This window comes from Streptomyces aureoversilis, from assembly GCF_042657885.1.
GTDB classification, from domain to species: domain Bacteria; phylum Actinomycetota; class Actinomycetes; order Streptomycetales; family Streptomycetaceae; genus Streptomyces; species Streptomyces aureoversilis.
In genome coordinates this window covers 202,625-216,773 of record NZ_JBHSKJ010000002.1, presented here as the reverse complement: position 1 = coordinate 216,773, position 14,149 = coordinate 202,625, and the positions used below count along the sequence as shown (strand labels likewise).

The 14,149-nt window shown below is 74.9% G+C and carries 8 protein-coding genes, 1 tRNA gene and 1 pseudogene; 3 read left to right on the top strand and 7 right to left on the bottom strand.

Translation table 11 applies throughout. The features are described from left to right. Positions 1 to 4: 4 nt before the first annotated feature. From ACFPP6_RS03785 to ACFPP6_RS03765, 5 genes are all read right to left on the bottom strand, one after another. Positions 5 to 2,566 (bottom strand): ComEC/Rec2 family competence protein, encoded by a 2,562-nt coding sequence (locus tag ACFPP6_RS03785; protein WP_382037704.1) that lies wholly within the window; start codon positions 2,564 to 2,566, stop codon positions 5 to 7. A 353-nt stretch (positions 2,567 to 2,919) separates the two neighbouring features. Continuing rightward, positions 2,920 to 3,651 carry a ComEA family DNA-binding protein gene (locus ACFPP6_RS03780; protein ID WP_382037175.1) on the bottom strand — a complete coding sequence of 244 codons (732 nt, stop codon included), beginning with the start codon at positions 3,649 to 3,651 and terminating at the stop codon, positions 2,920 to 2,922. Positions 3,652 to 3,902: 251 nt separating this feature from the next. Then, positions 3,903 to 4,748: a DegV family protein gene (locus ACFPP6_RS03775; protein WP_058044487.1), complete on the bottom strand. Its 846-nt coding sequence runs from the start codon at positions 4,746 to 4,748 to the stop codon at positions 3,903 to 3,905. Positions 4,749 to 4,913: 165 nt separating this feature from the next. Continuing rightward, positions 4,914 to 5,663: a hypothetical protein gene (locus tag ACFPP6_RS03770; RefSeq protein ID WP_382037172.1), complete on the bottom strand. Its 750-nt coding sequence runs from the start codon at positions 5,661 to 5,663 to the stop codon at positions 4,914 to 4,916. Between the two features lie 167 nt (positions 5,664 to 5,830). Further along, a complete protein-coding gene (locus ACFPP6_RS03765; protein ID WP_382037169.1) occupies positions 5,831 to 8,719 on the bottom strand; it encodes a leucine--tRNA ligase in 2,889 nt (962 codons plus the stop codon). Between the two features lie 319 nt (positions 8,720 to 9,038). Here ACFPP6_RS03765 and ACFPP6_RS03760 point away from each other — a divergent pair, with 319 nt between their 5' ends. Then, entirely contained in the window at positions 9,039 to 9,167 is a 129-nt protein-coding gene (locus ACFPP6_RS03760) for a hypothetical protein (protein WP_382037166.1), read from the top strand. After that, positions 9,164 to 10,699 (top strand): NADH-ubiquinone oxidoreductase-F iron-sulfur binding region domain-containing protein, encoded by a 1,536-nt coding sequence (locus tag ACFPP6_RS03755; RefSeq protein WP_382037164.1) that lies wholly within the window; start codon positions 9,164 to 9,166, stop codon positions 10,697 to 10,699. Before ACFPP6_RS03760 ends, ACFPP6_RS03755 begins: the two co-directional genes overlap by 4 nt. A 77-nt stretch (positions 10,700 to 10,776) precedes the next feature. Here the strand turns inward: ACFPP6_RS03755 and ACFPP6_RS03750 are convergent. Next, positions 10,777 to 10,849 (bottom strand) — tRNA-Ala (locus tag ACFPP6_RS03750). 183 nt (positions 10,850 to 11,032) lie between these two features. Between ACFPP6_RS03750 and ACFPP6_RS03745 the strand changes: the two genes are divergently transcribed. Further along, a complete protein-coding gene (locus ACFPP6_RS03745; protein ID WP_382037161.1) occupies positions 11,033 to 12,457 on the top strand; it encodes a glycosyltransferase 87 family protein in 1,425 nt (474 codons plus the stop codon). On the opposite strand, the pseudogene phsA reads toward ACFPP6_RS03745, so the two are convergent. After that, positions 12,423 to 14,039: pseudogene (gene phsA, locus ACFPP6_RS03740) on the bottom strand (O-aminophenol oxidase PhsA); the annotation flags it as partial. The gene ACFPP6_RS03745 and the pseudogene phsA sit on opposite strands and share 35 nt — an antisense overlap. Between the last annotated feature and the right edge of the window lie 110 nt (positions 14,040 to 14,149).

Genomic DNA, 14,149 nt, shown 5'->3' with positions numbered 1-14,149 from the left:
TCAGTTATCCCTCAGGCCGGGGCTGATGACATCGGGCTGTGGTCCTGCATCTCTGTGTTCTTGCTCTCCCGTCCCTTGCCCTTCCGTCCCTTGCCCTTCCGCACGCTCTTGATCCTGCTCTCCGCCGGCCGGCGGAAGCCCTCGTGACCGCCGCGGCATCCCTCCCCGCGCCCGTCACCGCGACCGGCCCGTCGGCGTCCGTGCGGACGACGGCCGCACCCTGCTCCCGGAGCGCGGCGAGCGTGCGCGGCGACGGGTGCCCGTACGGGTTCCCGGCGCCGGCCGAGACGACGGCCAGGCGGGGGCGGAGCCTGCGTATCAACTGCGGGTCCTGGTGGGCGGAGCCGTGGTGGGCGACCTTCAGGACGTCCACGGTCGGCAGCCCGGGATGCGCCTCCGCGAGCGCCTGCTGAGCGGGCGGTTCGAGATCGCCGAGGAGCAGTGCGGTCAGGCCCCCGCTGCGGACCAGCAGGGTGACGCTGGCGTCGTTGGGGCCCTCCTCCGCCACGGCCGACGTGCCCGCGGGCGGCGGCCACAGCACCTCCCACTCCAGCTCCCCCAGCCGGCCGCGCTCCCCGGGCCGGGCCGTGGTCACGGGCACGTGCGCGCGCCCGGCCTCGCGGCGCACGAAGGCGGCCCGGCCCGGGGGTTCGGCGAGCCACGTCGTCTCGACGGCTCCGACCGCGCGCCCGCGCAGCACCCCGGGCAGGCCGTCGACGTGATCGGCGTGGAAGTGGCTCAGCAGCACGAGCGGCACCCTGTCCACGCCGAGGGCCCGCAGGCACCGGTCGACCGCGCGCGGCTCCGGACCGGTGTCCACGACCACCGCGCTCCCCTCGCCCGCCGCGAGGACCAGCGCGTCCCCCTGCCCCACGTCGCACGCGACGAGTCGCCAGCCGGGCGGCGGCCAGCCCGTCACCGCCCGCGTCAGGGGCGCCGGGCGGACGACCGCCACGAGCAGAAGCAGCGCACAGCCCGCGCAGGCCCAGGGGCTGCGCAGCAGCCCGCGGGCGGCGAGCACGGCAGCAGCCGTCACGGCGGCCAGCAGCAGGCCCCCTGCCCAGCCGCCCGGCCAGCCGAGCTCCGCCCCGGGCAGGTCCGCGCCCGTCCGGGCCACGGCGGCGGCCCACGAAGCGGGCCAGGACGCGAGCCAGGCACACCCCTCCGCGACGGCCGGGGCCACGGGGGACGCGGCCATCGCGGCGAAGCCCAGCACCGTGGCGGGCGCGACGGCCGCCTCGGCGAGGAGGTTGCAGGGCACCGCCACCAGGCTCACCCGCTCCGCGAGCACCGCGATCACCGGCGCGCAGACGGCCTGCGCGGCGGCGGCCGCGGCCAGCGCCTCGGCCGGGCGCGGCGGCACCCCTCTGCGCTGCAGGGCGGCGCTCCAGTGCGGCGCGAGGGTCAGGAGGGCGCCGGTGGCCAGGACCGACAGCAGAAAGCCGGGGCTGCGGGCGAGCCAGGGGTCGTAGAGCACGGGCAGCAGCGCGGCGGCCGCGAGGGCGGGCAGCAGGCTGCGCCGGCGGCCCGTGGCGAGCGCGAGCAGCAGCACCAGGCCGCAGGCTGCCGCCCGCAGCACGCTCGGCTCGGGGCGGCACACCACGACGAACCCCAGCACGAGCCCCGCGCCCAGCACCGCCGTGGCCCGCAGCGGCACCCCGAGCCGGGCCGCGAGCCCGCGGCGCTCGGCCCGCGCGGCCAGGTGCGGCGGGCCGACGAGCACCGCGAGCAGGATCGCGAGGTTGCTGCCGGAGACGGCCAGCAGGTGCGTCATCCCGGCCGCCCGGAACGCGTCGTCGAGGTCCTCCGGAACCCGGGAGGTGTCCCCCACCACCAGCCCGGGAAGCAGCGCGCGTGCGTCCGGGTCCAGCCCCTCCGTGGCGTCCCGCAGACCGGCGCGGAACCGGGCCGCGACCCGCTGGACCGCGCTGGGGCCGCCGACGACGGAGGGTGGCTCCCCGCCGCCGATCCGCAGGACCGCGGCGGGCGGAGGCCCGGAGCCCGCCGCGGTCCCGGACGGCAGGGCCAGGCGCCCCTCCGCCCTGACCCGGGTGGAAGGCAGCAGCCCGGCCCACGAGGGCGGCGCGATCAGCAGCACCGGCGTACGGACGGCGGTGCTGACGCGCCCGGCGGTGACCTCGGTGGCCTCGGCCCCGACCACGACCGCCGGCGCCGCATGCACCGCACCCCGCGCGCGGGGACGCGTGGCCCTGGGATCCGCGGTGACCGTGGCTTCAACGGCGACGTCGACCTGCCTGCGAGCCAGCTCGGGCAACGGCCCACGGCGAACGCCGGCACCGTGCAGGGCGGCCACCGCCGCGCCGGCGACAGCACACAACAGGACGGCGGCGAGGGCGACGACGATCCCGCGCCGCGGGTCCCGTGCGGGGAACGGGGTGTCGCCGTGTGAGCCCGGCGGCCCGTGAAGGCCGTGGCCGAGCGGCCCGGACACCGCACCACCTCGCGCCCCCGCTGCGCCACCGCCTCCCCGGCCCGTCGCGCCACCGCCTCGCAGCCTTGACGGGCCGGAAGTGGTGCCGCCTGGCGGGCCCGATGCTCCTGCCATGGCACCGCCTTGCAGGCCCCGCAGGCTGGACGTGGCGCCGTCCTGCAGGCCCCGCAGGCTGGAAGTGCCGCCGTCCTGCAGACCAGGCAGTCCCGTCGCGCCACCGCCTCCCCGGCCCGTCACGCCCCTGCCCCTGCCCCTCTCGCCAACGGCGACCGCACCCACCATGAGCGCCCCCGCCGCCAGCACTCCGGCCGCCGCCGACAGAACGACCGTCCACCCCGTCGCCGTCAGGGCCGCGGCCGCTGCCGCCCACGCCGCCAGCGCGGGCGCGACCAGCCGTAGGTCCGGCGGGCCCTCGCGGCGGGGCCCCGGTGGGGCTTCGGGCGGCGGTCCGGTGCCGGTGGTGGTCGTCATGGCTGCACCAGGGGGCGGAGGTCGGTGAAGCGGCGGCTGCCGATGCCGTTGACCCGGCGCAGTTCTTCGACGGAGCGGAAACCGCCGTGCTGCGTGCGGTAGTCGAGGATGTGCCGGGCGAGGACGGGCCCGACGCCCGGGAGGGCGTCCAACTGCTCGGCCGTCGCGGCGTTCAGGCTCAGCGGCGTGCCGGGCGCCGGGCCTCCTCCCCCGGCCGCCGGAGCCCCGGAAGCCCCCGCGGTTCCGGAGACGCCGGGAGCAGCCGTGGCCCCCGGCGCGCCCACCACGATCTGCTCGCCGTCCACGAGGACGCGCGCCCGGTTGATGCCCGTCGTGTCCGCCCCCGGCCGGGCTCCCCCGGCCGCGGCCAGCGCATCGGCCACCCTCGATCCGGGCGGCAGGCGCAGCACGCCGGGCCTGCGGACCTTGCCCGCCACGTCCACCACCACCGCCCCGCCCGTACGGACCGCCGAGGGCGCGACCGGCGCGGGAACGGGCTGCGAGGACGGCGGCGCGGCCGCCGCGGCCGGGGTGTCCCGTACGGGCACCCGCACGGTCTGCGGGCGCCCGGCCAGGAAGTGATACGCGGCGAAGGCGCACGCAGCGACCAGCACGACCGCGAGCGCCGCGAGCGTCCTCGGCTCGATGGCGCACCGCAGCTGCACCCACAGCGGCAGCCGCTCCCGCAGCGCAAGACGCCAACTCCCCTGCCCGCGAGGGGCATTCAAGCCGCCGGAGGCTTCCGCGCCCGGGGCGGGCCCCGCCGGCCGCCCCGGAAACAGCTCCCCCGCCCGCTCCCGCAGCGAAGGGCCGCCGGGCTCAACTGCCGCATTTCTCGGGCGATCCGTCATGCGCAAGACCGTAGAGCGATACGCCCGATCCCGCTCGGACGGCCCGATTCCCGTGGATATCCCGGCAGTTGTGGATAACCCTGTCACTCACCCGGGGGAAGAACAGGAGAGCCGCAGCCCCGCTTCGGCTACTTCGGCGCCACCACCACGCCCAGCAACCCCGGCCCGGTGTGCGCCCCGATGACCGCGCCCACCTCGCTGACGTGCAGCTCCTCCAGCGCCGGCAGCCGCTCCCGCAGCCGGTCGGCCAGCAGGGTCGCGCGGTCGGGGGCGGCCAGGTGGTGGACGGCGATGTCGACGGGGGCCGCGCCCGCGCGCTCCACCGCGATCTCCTCCAGCCGGGCGATGGCCTTGGACGCCGTGCGCACCTTCTCGCGCAGCTCGATGCGGCCGCCCTCCAGCTGCAGCAGCGGTTTGACGGCGAGCGCCGAGCCCAGCAGGGCCTGGGCCGCGCCGATGCGGCCGCCCCGCCGGAGGTAGTCGAGGGTGTCGACGTAGAAGAAGGCGGCCGTGCCCTGGGCCCGCTTCTCCGCCGCGGCGACGACCTCGTCGAGGGTGCCGCCGGCGTCCGCCGTCTCGGCAGCGGCCAGCGCGCAGAAGCCGAGGGCCATGGCGACCATGCCGGTGTCCACGACCCGCACCGGCACCGGCGCCTCGCGCGCCGCGAGGACCGCCGCGTCGTACGTACCGGAGAATTCGGCCGACAGGTGCAGCGAGACGATGCCCCGCGCACCGGCCTCGGCCGCCGCGCGATACGCGGCCGCGAAGACTTCGGGGCCGGGCCGGGAAGTGGTCACCGACCTGCGCTTCTGCAGCGCCTGGGCCACGCTGCGGGCCGAGATCTCGGTGCCCTCTTCGAGCGCTTCGTCGCCCAGTACGACGGTCAGCGGTACGGCGGTGATGCTGTGCCGCTCCATCGCCCGCTGCGGCAGATAGGCCGTTGAATCAGTAATGACAGCGACATGGCGGGACATGTTCCGGAGATTACCCGCAGGGGCGCTCCGACGGCAGTACGGGCCCCGTACAGGTGATCATCCCGCGGGACCGCCGGACAGCGGAAGCCCGCATGGGGTACACGCACAGGGCGCACCGGGACGCGAGCACCGGACGCGAGCAGCGGGCACGGCGCCCCCGACCGATCAGGTGGTGCTCTCCGGGCGGCTCGTCTTCTGCCAGGAGTAGCCCGGCTGCCGCCATCCGTCCCGCTCCCGCCCGGTGATCGCGCGAGGCTCGGGCTCGGTCTCGGGCCCGGGCCGCTCCCCCGCCGGCACACCGGCGCCCGGCACAGCGGCGCCCGCGGCCGGCTCCCCGGCAGGCGCACCCGCGGCCCCTCCGGTCACCGGCTCGTCGCTCCAGTGCCGCAGCGCCCCCGCCTCCATGCGGATCTGGCCGCTCAGCGTCTCCAGGTCGTCCTCGGCGAAGCGCCGGGCGCGGTCCTGGGCGGCGAAGCGCAGGGAGTCCGCCGAGTCCTTGACGCGGGCCGTGCGCTCGCGGAGCTCGGGCAGGCAGGCCGCGACGCGGGCCTTGTCCGGCTCGTTCTCCAGGCGCTTGAGCTCGTCGTCCAGCTCGTGACCGTGGGCGCTGAGCCGCTGGAAGAGGGCGAGCGCCTCGGACAGCGAGGCGTCCTCGGGCGCGGCGGTCTGCAGGGCGTCCTGCGTGGCGCGCATCGACGTGCGCAGAGACAGGCGCAGTTGGGCGACTTCCCCGGCCGGTCCCGGCTGGGCGAACTGCCGGGCCTTCAGCCGGGTGTCCTCGACCGTGCGGCGCGCCTGGCCGACGGTGCGGTCCACTCCGCGCTTGACCGCACGGACCGTCCTGACCGTGGCGATCACCCCGAGTGCGACGAGGACCGCGAAGATCAGAACGACGATCACGGCCACGGCTTCCATGACGCTCCTCGGTTGGGGGACGACAGCTTTCCCTACGGATTTTTGCTGCGGTTCTTTCCTGCGGTTTTTCCTACGTCTCCACCGTAAACGGCACGGGCAGGCCAGGGGTTCCGAACGAACCCCCAACCTGCCCGTAGGGAAGAACCCTCAGTAGGCCGGACCGAACCTTACGCCGGGACGATGTTCACCAGCTTCGGCGCCCGCACGATGACCTTGCGGATGCCCGCGCCGCCCAGCGCCGCGACGACCGCCGGGTCGCCCAGCGCCACCTTCTCCAGCTCCTCGTCGGAGATGGACGGCGGGACCTCCAGCCGCGCCTTGACCTTGCCCTTGATCTGGACGACGCAGGTCACGGCCTCGTCGACCAGGTAGGCGGGGTCGGCGACGGGGAAGTCCGCGTGCACCACGGAGCCGGAGCGGCCGAGCTTGTGCCACAGCTCCTCGGCGATGTGCGGGGCCAGCGGCGCGATCAGCAGCACCATGGCCTCGGCGACGGACCGCGGGACCTCGCTCAGCTTGGTCACGTGGTTGTTCAGCTCGGTGATCTTGGCGATGGCGGTGTTGAAGCGCAGGTTCGCCAGGTCCTGGCCGACGCCGTCGATCGCCTTGTGCAGGGCGCGCAGCGTGGCCTCGTCGGCCTCGGCGTCCACGACGGTGACCTCACCGGTGGCCTCGTCGACGACGTTGCGCCACAGGCGCTGCAGCAGGCGGTACTGGCCGACGACGGCGCGGGTGTCCCACGGGCGGGAGACGTCCAGCGGGCCCATCGCCATCTCGTACAGGCGCAGGGTGTCGGCGCCGTACTCGGAGCAGATCTCGTCCGGCGTGACGGCGTTCTTCAGGGACTTGCCCATCTTGCCGAGCAGCCGGCTGACCTTCTCGCCCTGGTAGTAGTACGCGCCGCCGCGCTCCTCCACCTCGGTGGCGGGGACGGCGATGCCGCGGGCGTCGCGGTAGACGTACGCCTGGATCATGCCCTGGTTGTAGAGCTTGTGGAACGGCTCGGCCGAGGAGATGTGGCCCAGGTCGAAGAGGATCTTGGACCAGAAGCGGGCGTACAGCAGGTGCAGCACGGCGTGCTCGGCACCGCCGACGTACAGGTCGACACCACCGTGCGGCCGGCCCTCGCGCGGGCCCATCCAGTACTGCTCGGCCTCGGCGGAGACCAGCTTCTCGTCGTTGTGCGGGTCGAGGTAGCGCAGCTCGTACCAGCAGGAGCCCGCCCAGTTGGGCATGGTGTTGGTCTCGCGGCGGTAGCGCTTGGGGCCGTCGCCGAGGTCCAGCGTGACGTTGACCCACTCCTCGTTGCGGGAGAGCGGGGTCTCGGGCTCGGTGTCGGCGTCGTCGGGTTCGAAGGTCCGCGGCGAGTAGTCCTCGACCTCGGGCAGCTCCAGCGGCAGCATCGACTCGGGCAGCGAGTGGGCCACGCCCTGCTCGTCGTAGACGATCGGGAAGGGCTCGCCCCAGTAGCGCTGGCGGCTGAAGAGCCAGTCGCGCAGGCGGAAGTTGACGGTGGCCTCGCCGATGCCCTGCTCCGTCAGCCACTCGGCCATGCGGGTCTTCGCGTCGGTGACGACCAGGCCGTCCAGGGAGATGCCCTCGCCGGCCGAGTTGATGATCTCGGCGTCGTACGAGTCGAAGGACTCCGCCCAGGTGGACGGGTCGGTGCCGCGGTCGTCGGCCGGCTGCACGACGCAGTGCATCGGCAGGTCGAAGGCGCGCGCGAAGGCGAAGTCGCGGCTGTCGTGGGCGGGGACGGCCATGATCGCGCCGGTGCCGTAGCCCATCAGCACGTAGTCGGCGGTGAAGACGGGCAGCTTCTCGCCGTTGGCCGGGTTGATCGCGTAGACGCCGGTGAAGACGCCGGTCTTCTCCTTGGCGTCGGCCTGCCGCTCGACGTCGGACTTGGCGGCGGCCTCCTTGCGGTAGGCGGCGACGGCCTCGGCCGGGGTGGCGTGCCCGCCGGTCCAGTCCTGGTGCGTGCCCTCGGGCCAGGCGGCCGGGACGACCGAGCGGTGGGCCTCGTCCTCGGTGACGAGCTGGTGCTCGGGGGCGACGACCAGGTAGGTGGCGCCGAAGAGGGTGTCCTGGCGCGTGGTGAAGACGGTGACCTTGGCGTCCGCGTGGCCCTCGACGGCGAAGTCGACGCGGGCGCCGACGCTGCGGCCGATCCAGTTGCGCTGCTGGAGCTTGATGGCCTCGGGCCAGTCCAGGGCGTCCAGGTCCTCCAGCAGGCGGTCCGCGTAGGCGGTGATCCGCATGTTCCACTGGCGCAGCTTGGACTTGAAGACGGGGAAGTTGCCGCGCTCGGAACGGCCGTCGGCGGTGACCTCCTCGTTGGCCAGGACGGTGCCCAGGCCGGGGCACCAGTTGACCGGCGCGTCGGAGGCGTAGGCCAGGCGGTAGCCGCCCAGGACGTCCTCGCGCTCGGCGGCGCTCAGCTCGCTCCACGCGCGCGTTCCCGGCACCTCGCGCTGCCCGCTCTCGAACTGCGCGATCAGCTCGCCGATCGGACGGGCCTTCTTCGCCTCCTCGTCGTACCAGGAGTTGAAGATCTGCAGGAAGATCCACTGGGTCCACTTGTAGTAGGCCGGGTCGATCGTGGCGAAGGAGCGGCGCTTGTCGTGGCCCAGGCCCAGGCGGCGCAGCTGCGCCTTCATGTTGACGATGTTGGCCTCGGTGGAGACCCGCGGGTGCGTGCCGGTCTGCACGGCGTACTGCTCGGCGGGCAGGCCGAAGGCGTCGAAGCCCAGGGTGTGCAGGACGTTGTGGCCGGTCATGCGGTGGTGGCGCGCGTAGACGTCGGTGGCGATGTAGCCGAGCGGGTGGCCGACGTGCAGGCCCGCACCCGAGGGGTACGGGAACATGTCCATGATGAACTTCTCGGGACGGGCCACGACCGCGGGGTCGCCCGCCAGGTCACCGGTGGGGTTGGGCGCCTCGTAGGTGCCCTCGGCGTCCCAGAAGTCCTGCCAGCGTGCCTCGATGTCGGCGGCCAGCGCGGCCGTGTAGCGGTGCGGGGCAGCCACCTCGGCGGCGGTGTTGGTCTCGCTCATCGTCCTCAAAGCTCCATCGATCGTCGTCGTCTCTACCTGCGGCACCTGCGGAAATGAAAAATCCCCTCGCACAGGAGGGGACGCCGCGCCGATGCCGACCGTGGTCACCGGTCGGTACTGATCAGCGCGGCCCGCTAAGCAGAAGGCGTACGGCACGCATGGGGTCAGGTTACCGCAGGGGCCGAAGGGGGCGCATCGAGGTTCGGGCCCTGGTACGGCTGCGCCGAACGAACCGACGTTAGCAGTGGTGAGCCCCTTCGCGCCGGGGTTGCACGAAGCGGACCGCACGCCGCCGGTGGGCTCCCTACGGTGCCGTGCCATGGACCTCCTCGACTTCCCCGACCGCACCGGTGGCGTCCTCGACCCGGCCCCTCTCGCCGCGACGGTGGTCCAAGGGCGCATAGGGGCGGACCGGCCGCGGCCGGGCGCCCCGGGCCGGGCCCGGTGAGCGCCGCGCTCCCCGAGCAGCCGGCGGTCCTCTCCCTGGGGACGCCGCGCCTGCTGGCCGGGCTGGACAGGGCGGCCCGGCTGGACCGCAGCGCGCACCTGTCGGTGCACGGCTCGCTGCCCCGGCACACCGAGGAGCAGCTGACGGCGCTGGCGGAGGCGGTCGCGCTGCGCGGCCGCGGCGGCGCGGGCTTCCCGTTCGCGCAGAAGCTGCGGGCGGTCGGCCGGATGGCACAGCGGCGCAGCGCGCGCCCCGCGGTGGTGGTCAACGGCTGCGAGGGCGATCCGGCCTGCCGCAAGGACGCCGTGCTCCTCGGCCGGGCACCGCACCTGGTGCTGGACGGTGCGCTGCTGGCCGCGGCCGCCCTCGGCGCCGGCTCGGTGGTCGTCGGGGTGACCCGGGCGACGGCCGAGGCCTCGGTCCGGGAGGCGCTGGCCGAGCGGGGCCTCACCGACCGGCACGGGCGGCCCGGGCGCGGCCTGTCCGTGCGCGCCCGGGTGGTCCGGCTGCCCGAGCGGCTGGTCTCGGGCGAGTCCTCGGCGCTGCTGCGGGCCGCCGACGGCGGGCCGCCGCTGCCGCCCGGCCGGCACGGCAGGGCCTCGCAGGACGGGCTGAGCGGAGCGCCGACGCTGCTGTCCAACGCCGAGACCTACGCCCAACTCGCCCTCGCCGCCCGCCTGGGGGCCGAGGGCTATGCGGCCGCGGGCACCCCGGGCGAGCCCGGCACCGTGCTGCTGACCGTCTCGGGCGCGGTGCCGCAGCCGCAGGTCGTGGAGGTGCCGGGCGGGGTGCCGCTCGCCTCCGTCCTGACGGCCTGCGGCGCCGCCCCGGCCCCGCAGGCGGTGCTGACCGGCGGCTACCACGGCGCGTGGCTGGACGCGGCGACGGCGGCCGCGGCCCCGGTGTCGTACGAGGGCCTGGCCGCCCGCGGCGGGGCGCTCGGGGCGGGGGCCGTGCTGCCGCTGCCGGCGGACACCTGCCCGCTGGGCGAGACGGTACGGGTCGCGCACTGGCTTGCCGCCGAGTCGGCCGGGCAGTGCGGGCCGTGCCGGCTCGGGCTGCCCACGCTCGCCGGGGCGCTGGCGGACGTCACGGCCGGCGGCGGGCAGGGTGCGCTGGAGGCCGTACGGGAGGCCGCCGGGGCGGTGCGGGGGCGCGGGGCGTGCGGGCATCCGGACGGTGCCGCGCGGTTCGTCCTGAGCGCGCTGTCGGCCTTCACGGACGACCTCGCGGCGCACGTCCTGGGCGCCGGCTGCGGGCGCCCGACGGCCGGGGTGCTGCCGCTGCCCCCGTCCGGCGGCCCGGACGCCGTCACCGGCGCCCCGCGCCGTGTGGAGCGGCTGGCGGTGGACTGGACGCTGTGCAAGGGGCACGGGCTGTGCGCGGACCTGCTGCCGCAGCTCGTGCGCACCGGACCGGACGGCTATCCCGCGCTCGCGGACGCGGGGGTCCCGGACCACCTGCGGGGCCGGGCGCAGCGGGCCGTACGGCGCTGCCCCGCGCTGGCCCTCCGGCTGGACAAGGAGCGGTAGCCACCGGAGCGCCCGGCAGCCGGGTGCGGAAACGAAAAAGCGGGCCGTCCGTTTCCGGACGACCCGCTTATTTCCTGTGGAGCTAAGGAGAATTGAACTCCTGACCTCCTGCATGCCATGCAGGCGCTCTACCAACTGAGCTATAGCCCCGTGTTCTGTTTTCCACCGGGTTCGGTTCGGGTTGTTTCCCTTGCCGTTCCCCCCGGCGACATCGACAACATTACACGGAGACCCCCGCCGCCTGCCAAATCGGCCGCCCGGTGCCACAGGAAACCGGGGCGAATGGGATAACATCGCCCACTATTCGCCCGATTTGTCACCCGTGGAACCGGAGTGCTCCTCGTGCCAGCCCGGCCCGGCCGCCCCGGCCGCCGCAGCACCCTGGCCGCCGCCGCGGGCTGTCTGGTCTCCTTCTGCCTCGTCCTGCTGGCCCAGCGTGCCGCCCACGTCACCTCCATCGACCTCCTCGTCTACCGCGCCGAAGGGTGGACCGTCCGCACCGGCGGCGACCTCTACGCGATGCGCGCCACGCACCGCGGCCTGCCCGCCACTTACCCGCCCTTCGCGGCACTCCTGTTCACCGCGCTGACCCTGCCCGGCACGACCGCGCTGCGCGTCCTCACCGAGCTCGCCAACCTCGGCCTGCTGCTCGCCCTCGTGCACCTCTCCCTGCGGCTCGTCGACGTCCGCCCGCGCGCCGCCGTGACGCTCACGGTGGCCGCCCTGTGCGTCTGGTGCGAGCCCGTGTGGCAGACCCTGCGCAACGGGCAGATCAACCTCCTCCTCGTCGTCCTGGTGCTGTGGGACCTGACGCGCCCCGCCGCCCACCGCTGGGCGGGCCTGGGCACCGGCCTCGCGACGGGCATCAAGCTCACTCCCGCCCTCTTCGTCGTCCACCTGGCGGCGACCGGCCTCGCCCGGCGCACGGCCGGCGCGGGCGCAGGGGGCGGAGCGGACGAAGCAGGCGGCGCGGGCGCGGCGGGCGGCGGGCCGTGGCTGCGCCGGGCGGCCGTCGCCACCGCCGCCTTCGCCGGGACTGCGGTCCTCGCCGCGCTGGCCCTGCCGTACGACTCGCGCCGCTTCTGGATGGACGCCGTCTTCGCCACCGAGCGGGTCGGCCACGCCGAGGACACCGCCAACCAGTCGCTGCGCGGCGTCCTCGCCCGGCTGCTGCACACCGGCGATCCCGGGACGTGGTGGGCGGTCACGGCGCTGGCCGTCACCGTGCTCGGCCTCACGGTCGCGGTCCGGACGCAGCGGTCCGGGCCGCGGGCGACCGCCTGGGGCGCCCTCTCCTGCGCGGCCACCGCGCTGCTCGTCAGCCCCGTCTCCTGGTCGCACCACTGGGTGTGGTGCGTACCGGCCGGGCTGCTGCTCGCCCGCGAGGCGGCCGCCCGCGGCAGCCTCGCCTGGTGGGCGGGCACCGCGGTGGCCGCCGTGCTGTTCTGCTCCTACGCGCTGTGGCGGGTCCCCCACGACGTGCAGACCCGGCCCGAACTCCGGCAGAACGGCGGCCGGATGCTGCTCTCCGCCGGCTACCCGGCGGCCGGGGCGGCCTTCCTCGCCCTGGCTGCCCTCCGGACCGCGGGCGCCGGGCCGGACCGCCCCTCGCGGGACGGCCTCAGCGGCCGTGCCCCCCGTGACCCCCGTGGCCGCCGTGCTCCCCGTGATGGAACTTCAGCACTTCACCCGGCATCACCACGAACGGACGCATCATCCCCATGTCCTCGTGCTCCAGCAGGTGGCAGTGATACATGAACCGGCCGCGCGCACCGCGGAAACGGCCGATCACGTTGACCATCTGCCCGGCCGGCACCTGGATCACGTCCTTCCAGCCCGCGTCGCCCGCCGACACCGGCGCCCGCCCCCCGAACTCCAGCGGCGCGCGCGTGCCGCCCAGGGCGACGTCGAAGGGGCTCTGCGGGCCCGCGGGGTAGAGGTCGCGGCTGAGGACCTGAAAGTCGATCAGGTGGATGTGCATCGGGTGCGTCGGGCCGCCCAGGTTGAGGAAGCTCCACTGCTCCCAGCCGTCGTAGGTGACCATGAAGCCGAGCGCGTCGTCGAAGGTCTGGGCGGCCCTGCGGTACGTCCGCAGCTTGCCGTCCGCGCCCTTGACCTGGATCACCCCCGCGCCCGGGATCTGCACGTCACCCGGCTCGACCCTCTGCATCTCCCACATGCCCGGGTGGGCGTTGCCGGCCGAGCCGGGCGGGACGAGTGCGATCAGCCGGTGCTCGTGCTCGGGCACCGTGTCGTGGGTGAGCCGCTCGAAGGAGCTGGAGATCACCGACGGCAGCACGAAGGGGTCGCACTCCTCCTCGTCCGCCACCCGGAACTCCATGACCTGCGGGTAGGGCACCCCCGGGGCCTCGTTGACCAGCCGGACGCGGCGGCCCCGCAGCAGCCCGAAGTCGATCAGCAGGTCCATGCGCTCGGCGGGCGCCACGGACAGCGGCCCGTCCAGCGGCAGCGGACGCGGCAGCAGCCCTCCGTCCGTGCCGATCTGCCAGGCCGCGCCCCGCACCGGCGCACCGGTCTCCTCGTCGACCAGCCGCAGCGCGTAGGTCCGCGCGTTGGAGGCGTTGAGCAGCCGGAAGCGGTACCACTGGGCCGTCACGTCCAGGTGGGGCCAGATGACGCCGTTGACAAGGGTGTACGGGCCGTTGAAGGAGCGGGTGACGTTCTTGCCCTGGGCGTCCTTGCCGACGATCACGGTCTTGTGGAGCAGCCTGCCGGTGAGCTTGCCGTCCGGGTCCTGGTCGAGGTTGCGGTCCTGGACGATCAGCGGGATCTCGCGCTCGCCCGAGGGCAGGTGCAGCGCGTCCTCCTCGGCGTCCCGGACGAGGTACATCCCCGCCAGGCCCGCGAAGACGTTCCAGCGGGTGATGTCCATGGCGTGGTCGTGGTACCACCAGGCGACCGCACGGTGGTCGTTGGGATATTCGGAGAGCTGGCTGTCGCCCGGTGAGACGGCGTTCTCCGACCAGCCGTCGTTGCCGCCGCCGGTGGGTGCGCCGTGCAGGTGCGTGACCGTCCAGGCGGGCAGCGCCGCGACGTCGGCCAGCGGTACGGCGCCGCTGCGGCCGGGCACGGTGTCGGGCGCCGGGGCGCCGGGCACCTGCGCCGCCTCCACGGCGGTCACCGGGTGGGGGCCGGTGAGGCGGTTGCTCCAGGTGATGCGCAGCCGGCGGCCGCGGCGCACCTCGATCGTCGGCCCCGGGACGTGGCCCTCGTAGGCCCATACGCGGGTGGGCGGCAGCTGCGAGTGCAGTCGGACCCAGGTGGTGGTCTGTTCGATCTCGATGCCGCGGAGCGCTTCGGTCCGGCCGGGCCGCAGCACCGGCGGGACGCGCAGGGCGTCGAGAAAGGGTGTGAGTTCGGCCACGGCCTCTTCGGAGCCGGCCGGGCCGATGACAGTTTCGGTCACGCGGTGTCCTCCGCATGCTTCCC

Bases quoted from the DNA above. Each gene is read 5' to 3' on its own strand.
- ACFPP6_RS03785 (WP_382037704.1), bottom strand. From the start codon at position 2,566: ATGGCAGGAGCATCGGGCCCGCCAGGCGGCACCACTTCCGGCCCGTCA.
- ACFPP6_RS03775 (WP_058044487.1), bottom strand. From the start codon at position 4,748: ATGTCCCGCCATGTCGCTGTCATTACTGATTCAACGGCCTATCTGCCG.
- ACFPP6_RS03770 (WP_382037172.1), bottom strand. From the start codon at position 5,663: ATGGAAGCCGTGGCCGTGATCGTCGTTCTGATCTTCGCGGTCCTCGTC.
- ACFPP6_RS03765 (WP_382037169.1), bottom strand. From the start codon at position 8,719: ATGAGCGAGACCAACACCGCCGCCGAGGTGGCTGCCCCGCACCGCTAC.
- ACFPP6_RS03760 (WP_382037166.1), top strand. From the start codon at position 9,039: ATGGACCTCCTCGACTTCCCCGACCGCACCGGTGGCGTCCTCGACCCG.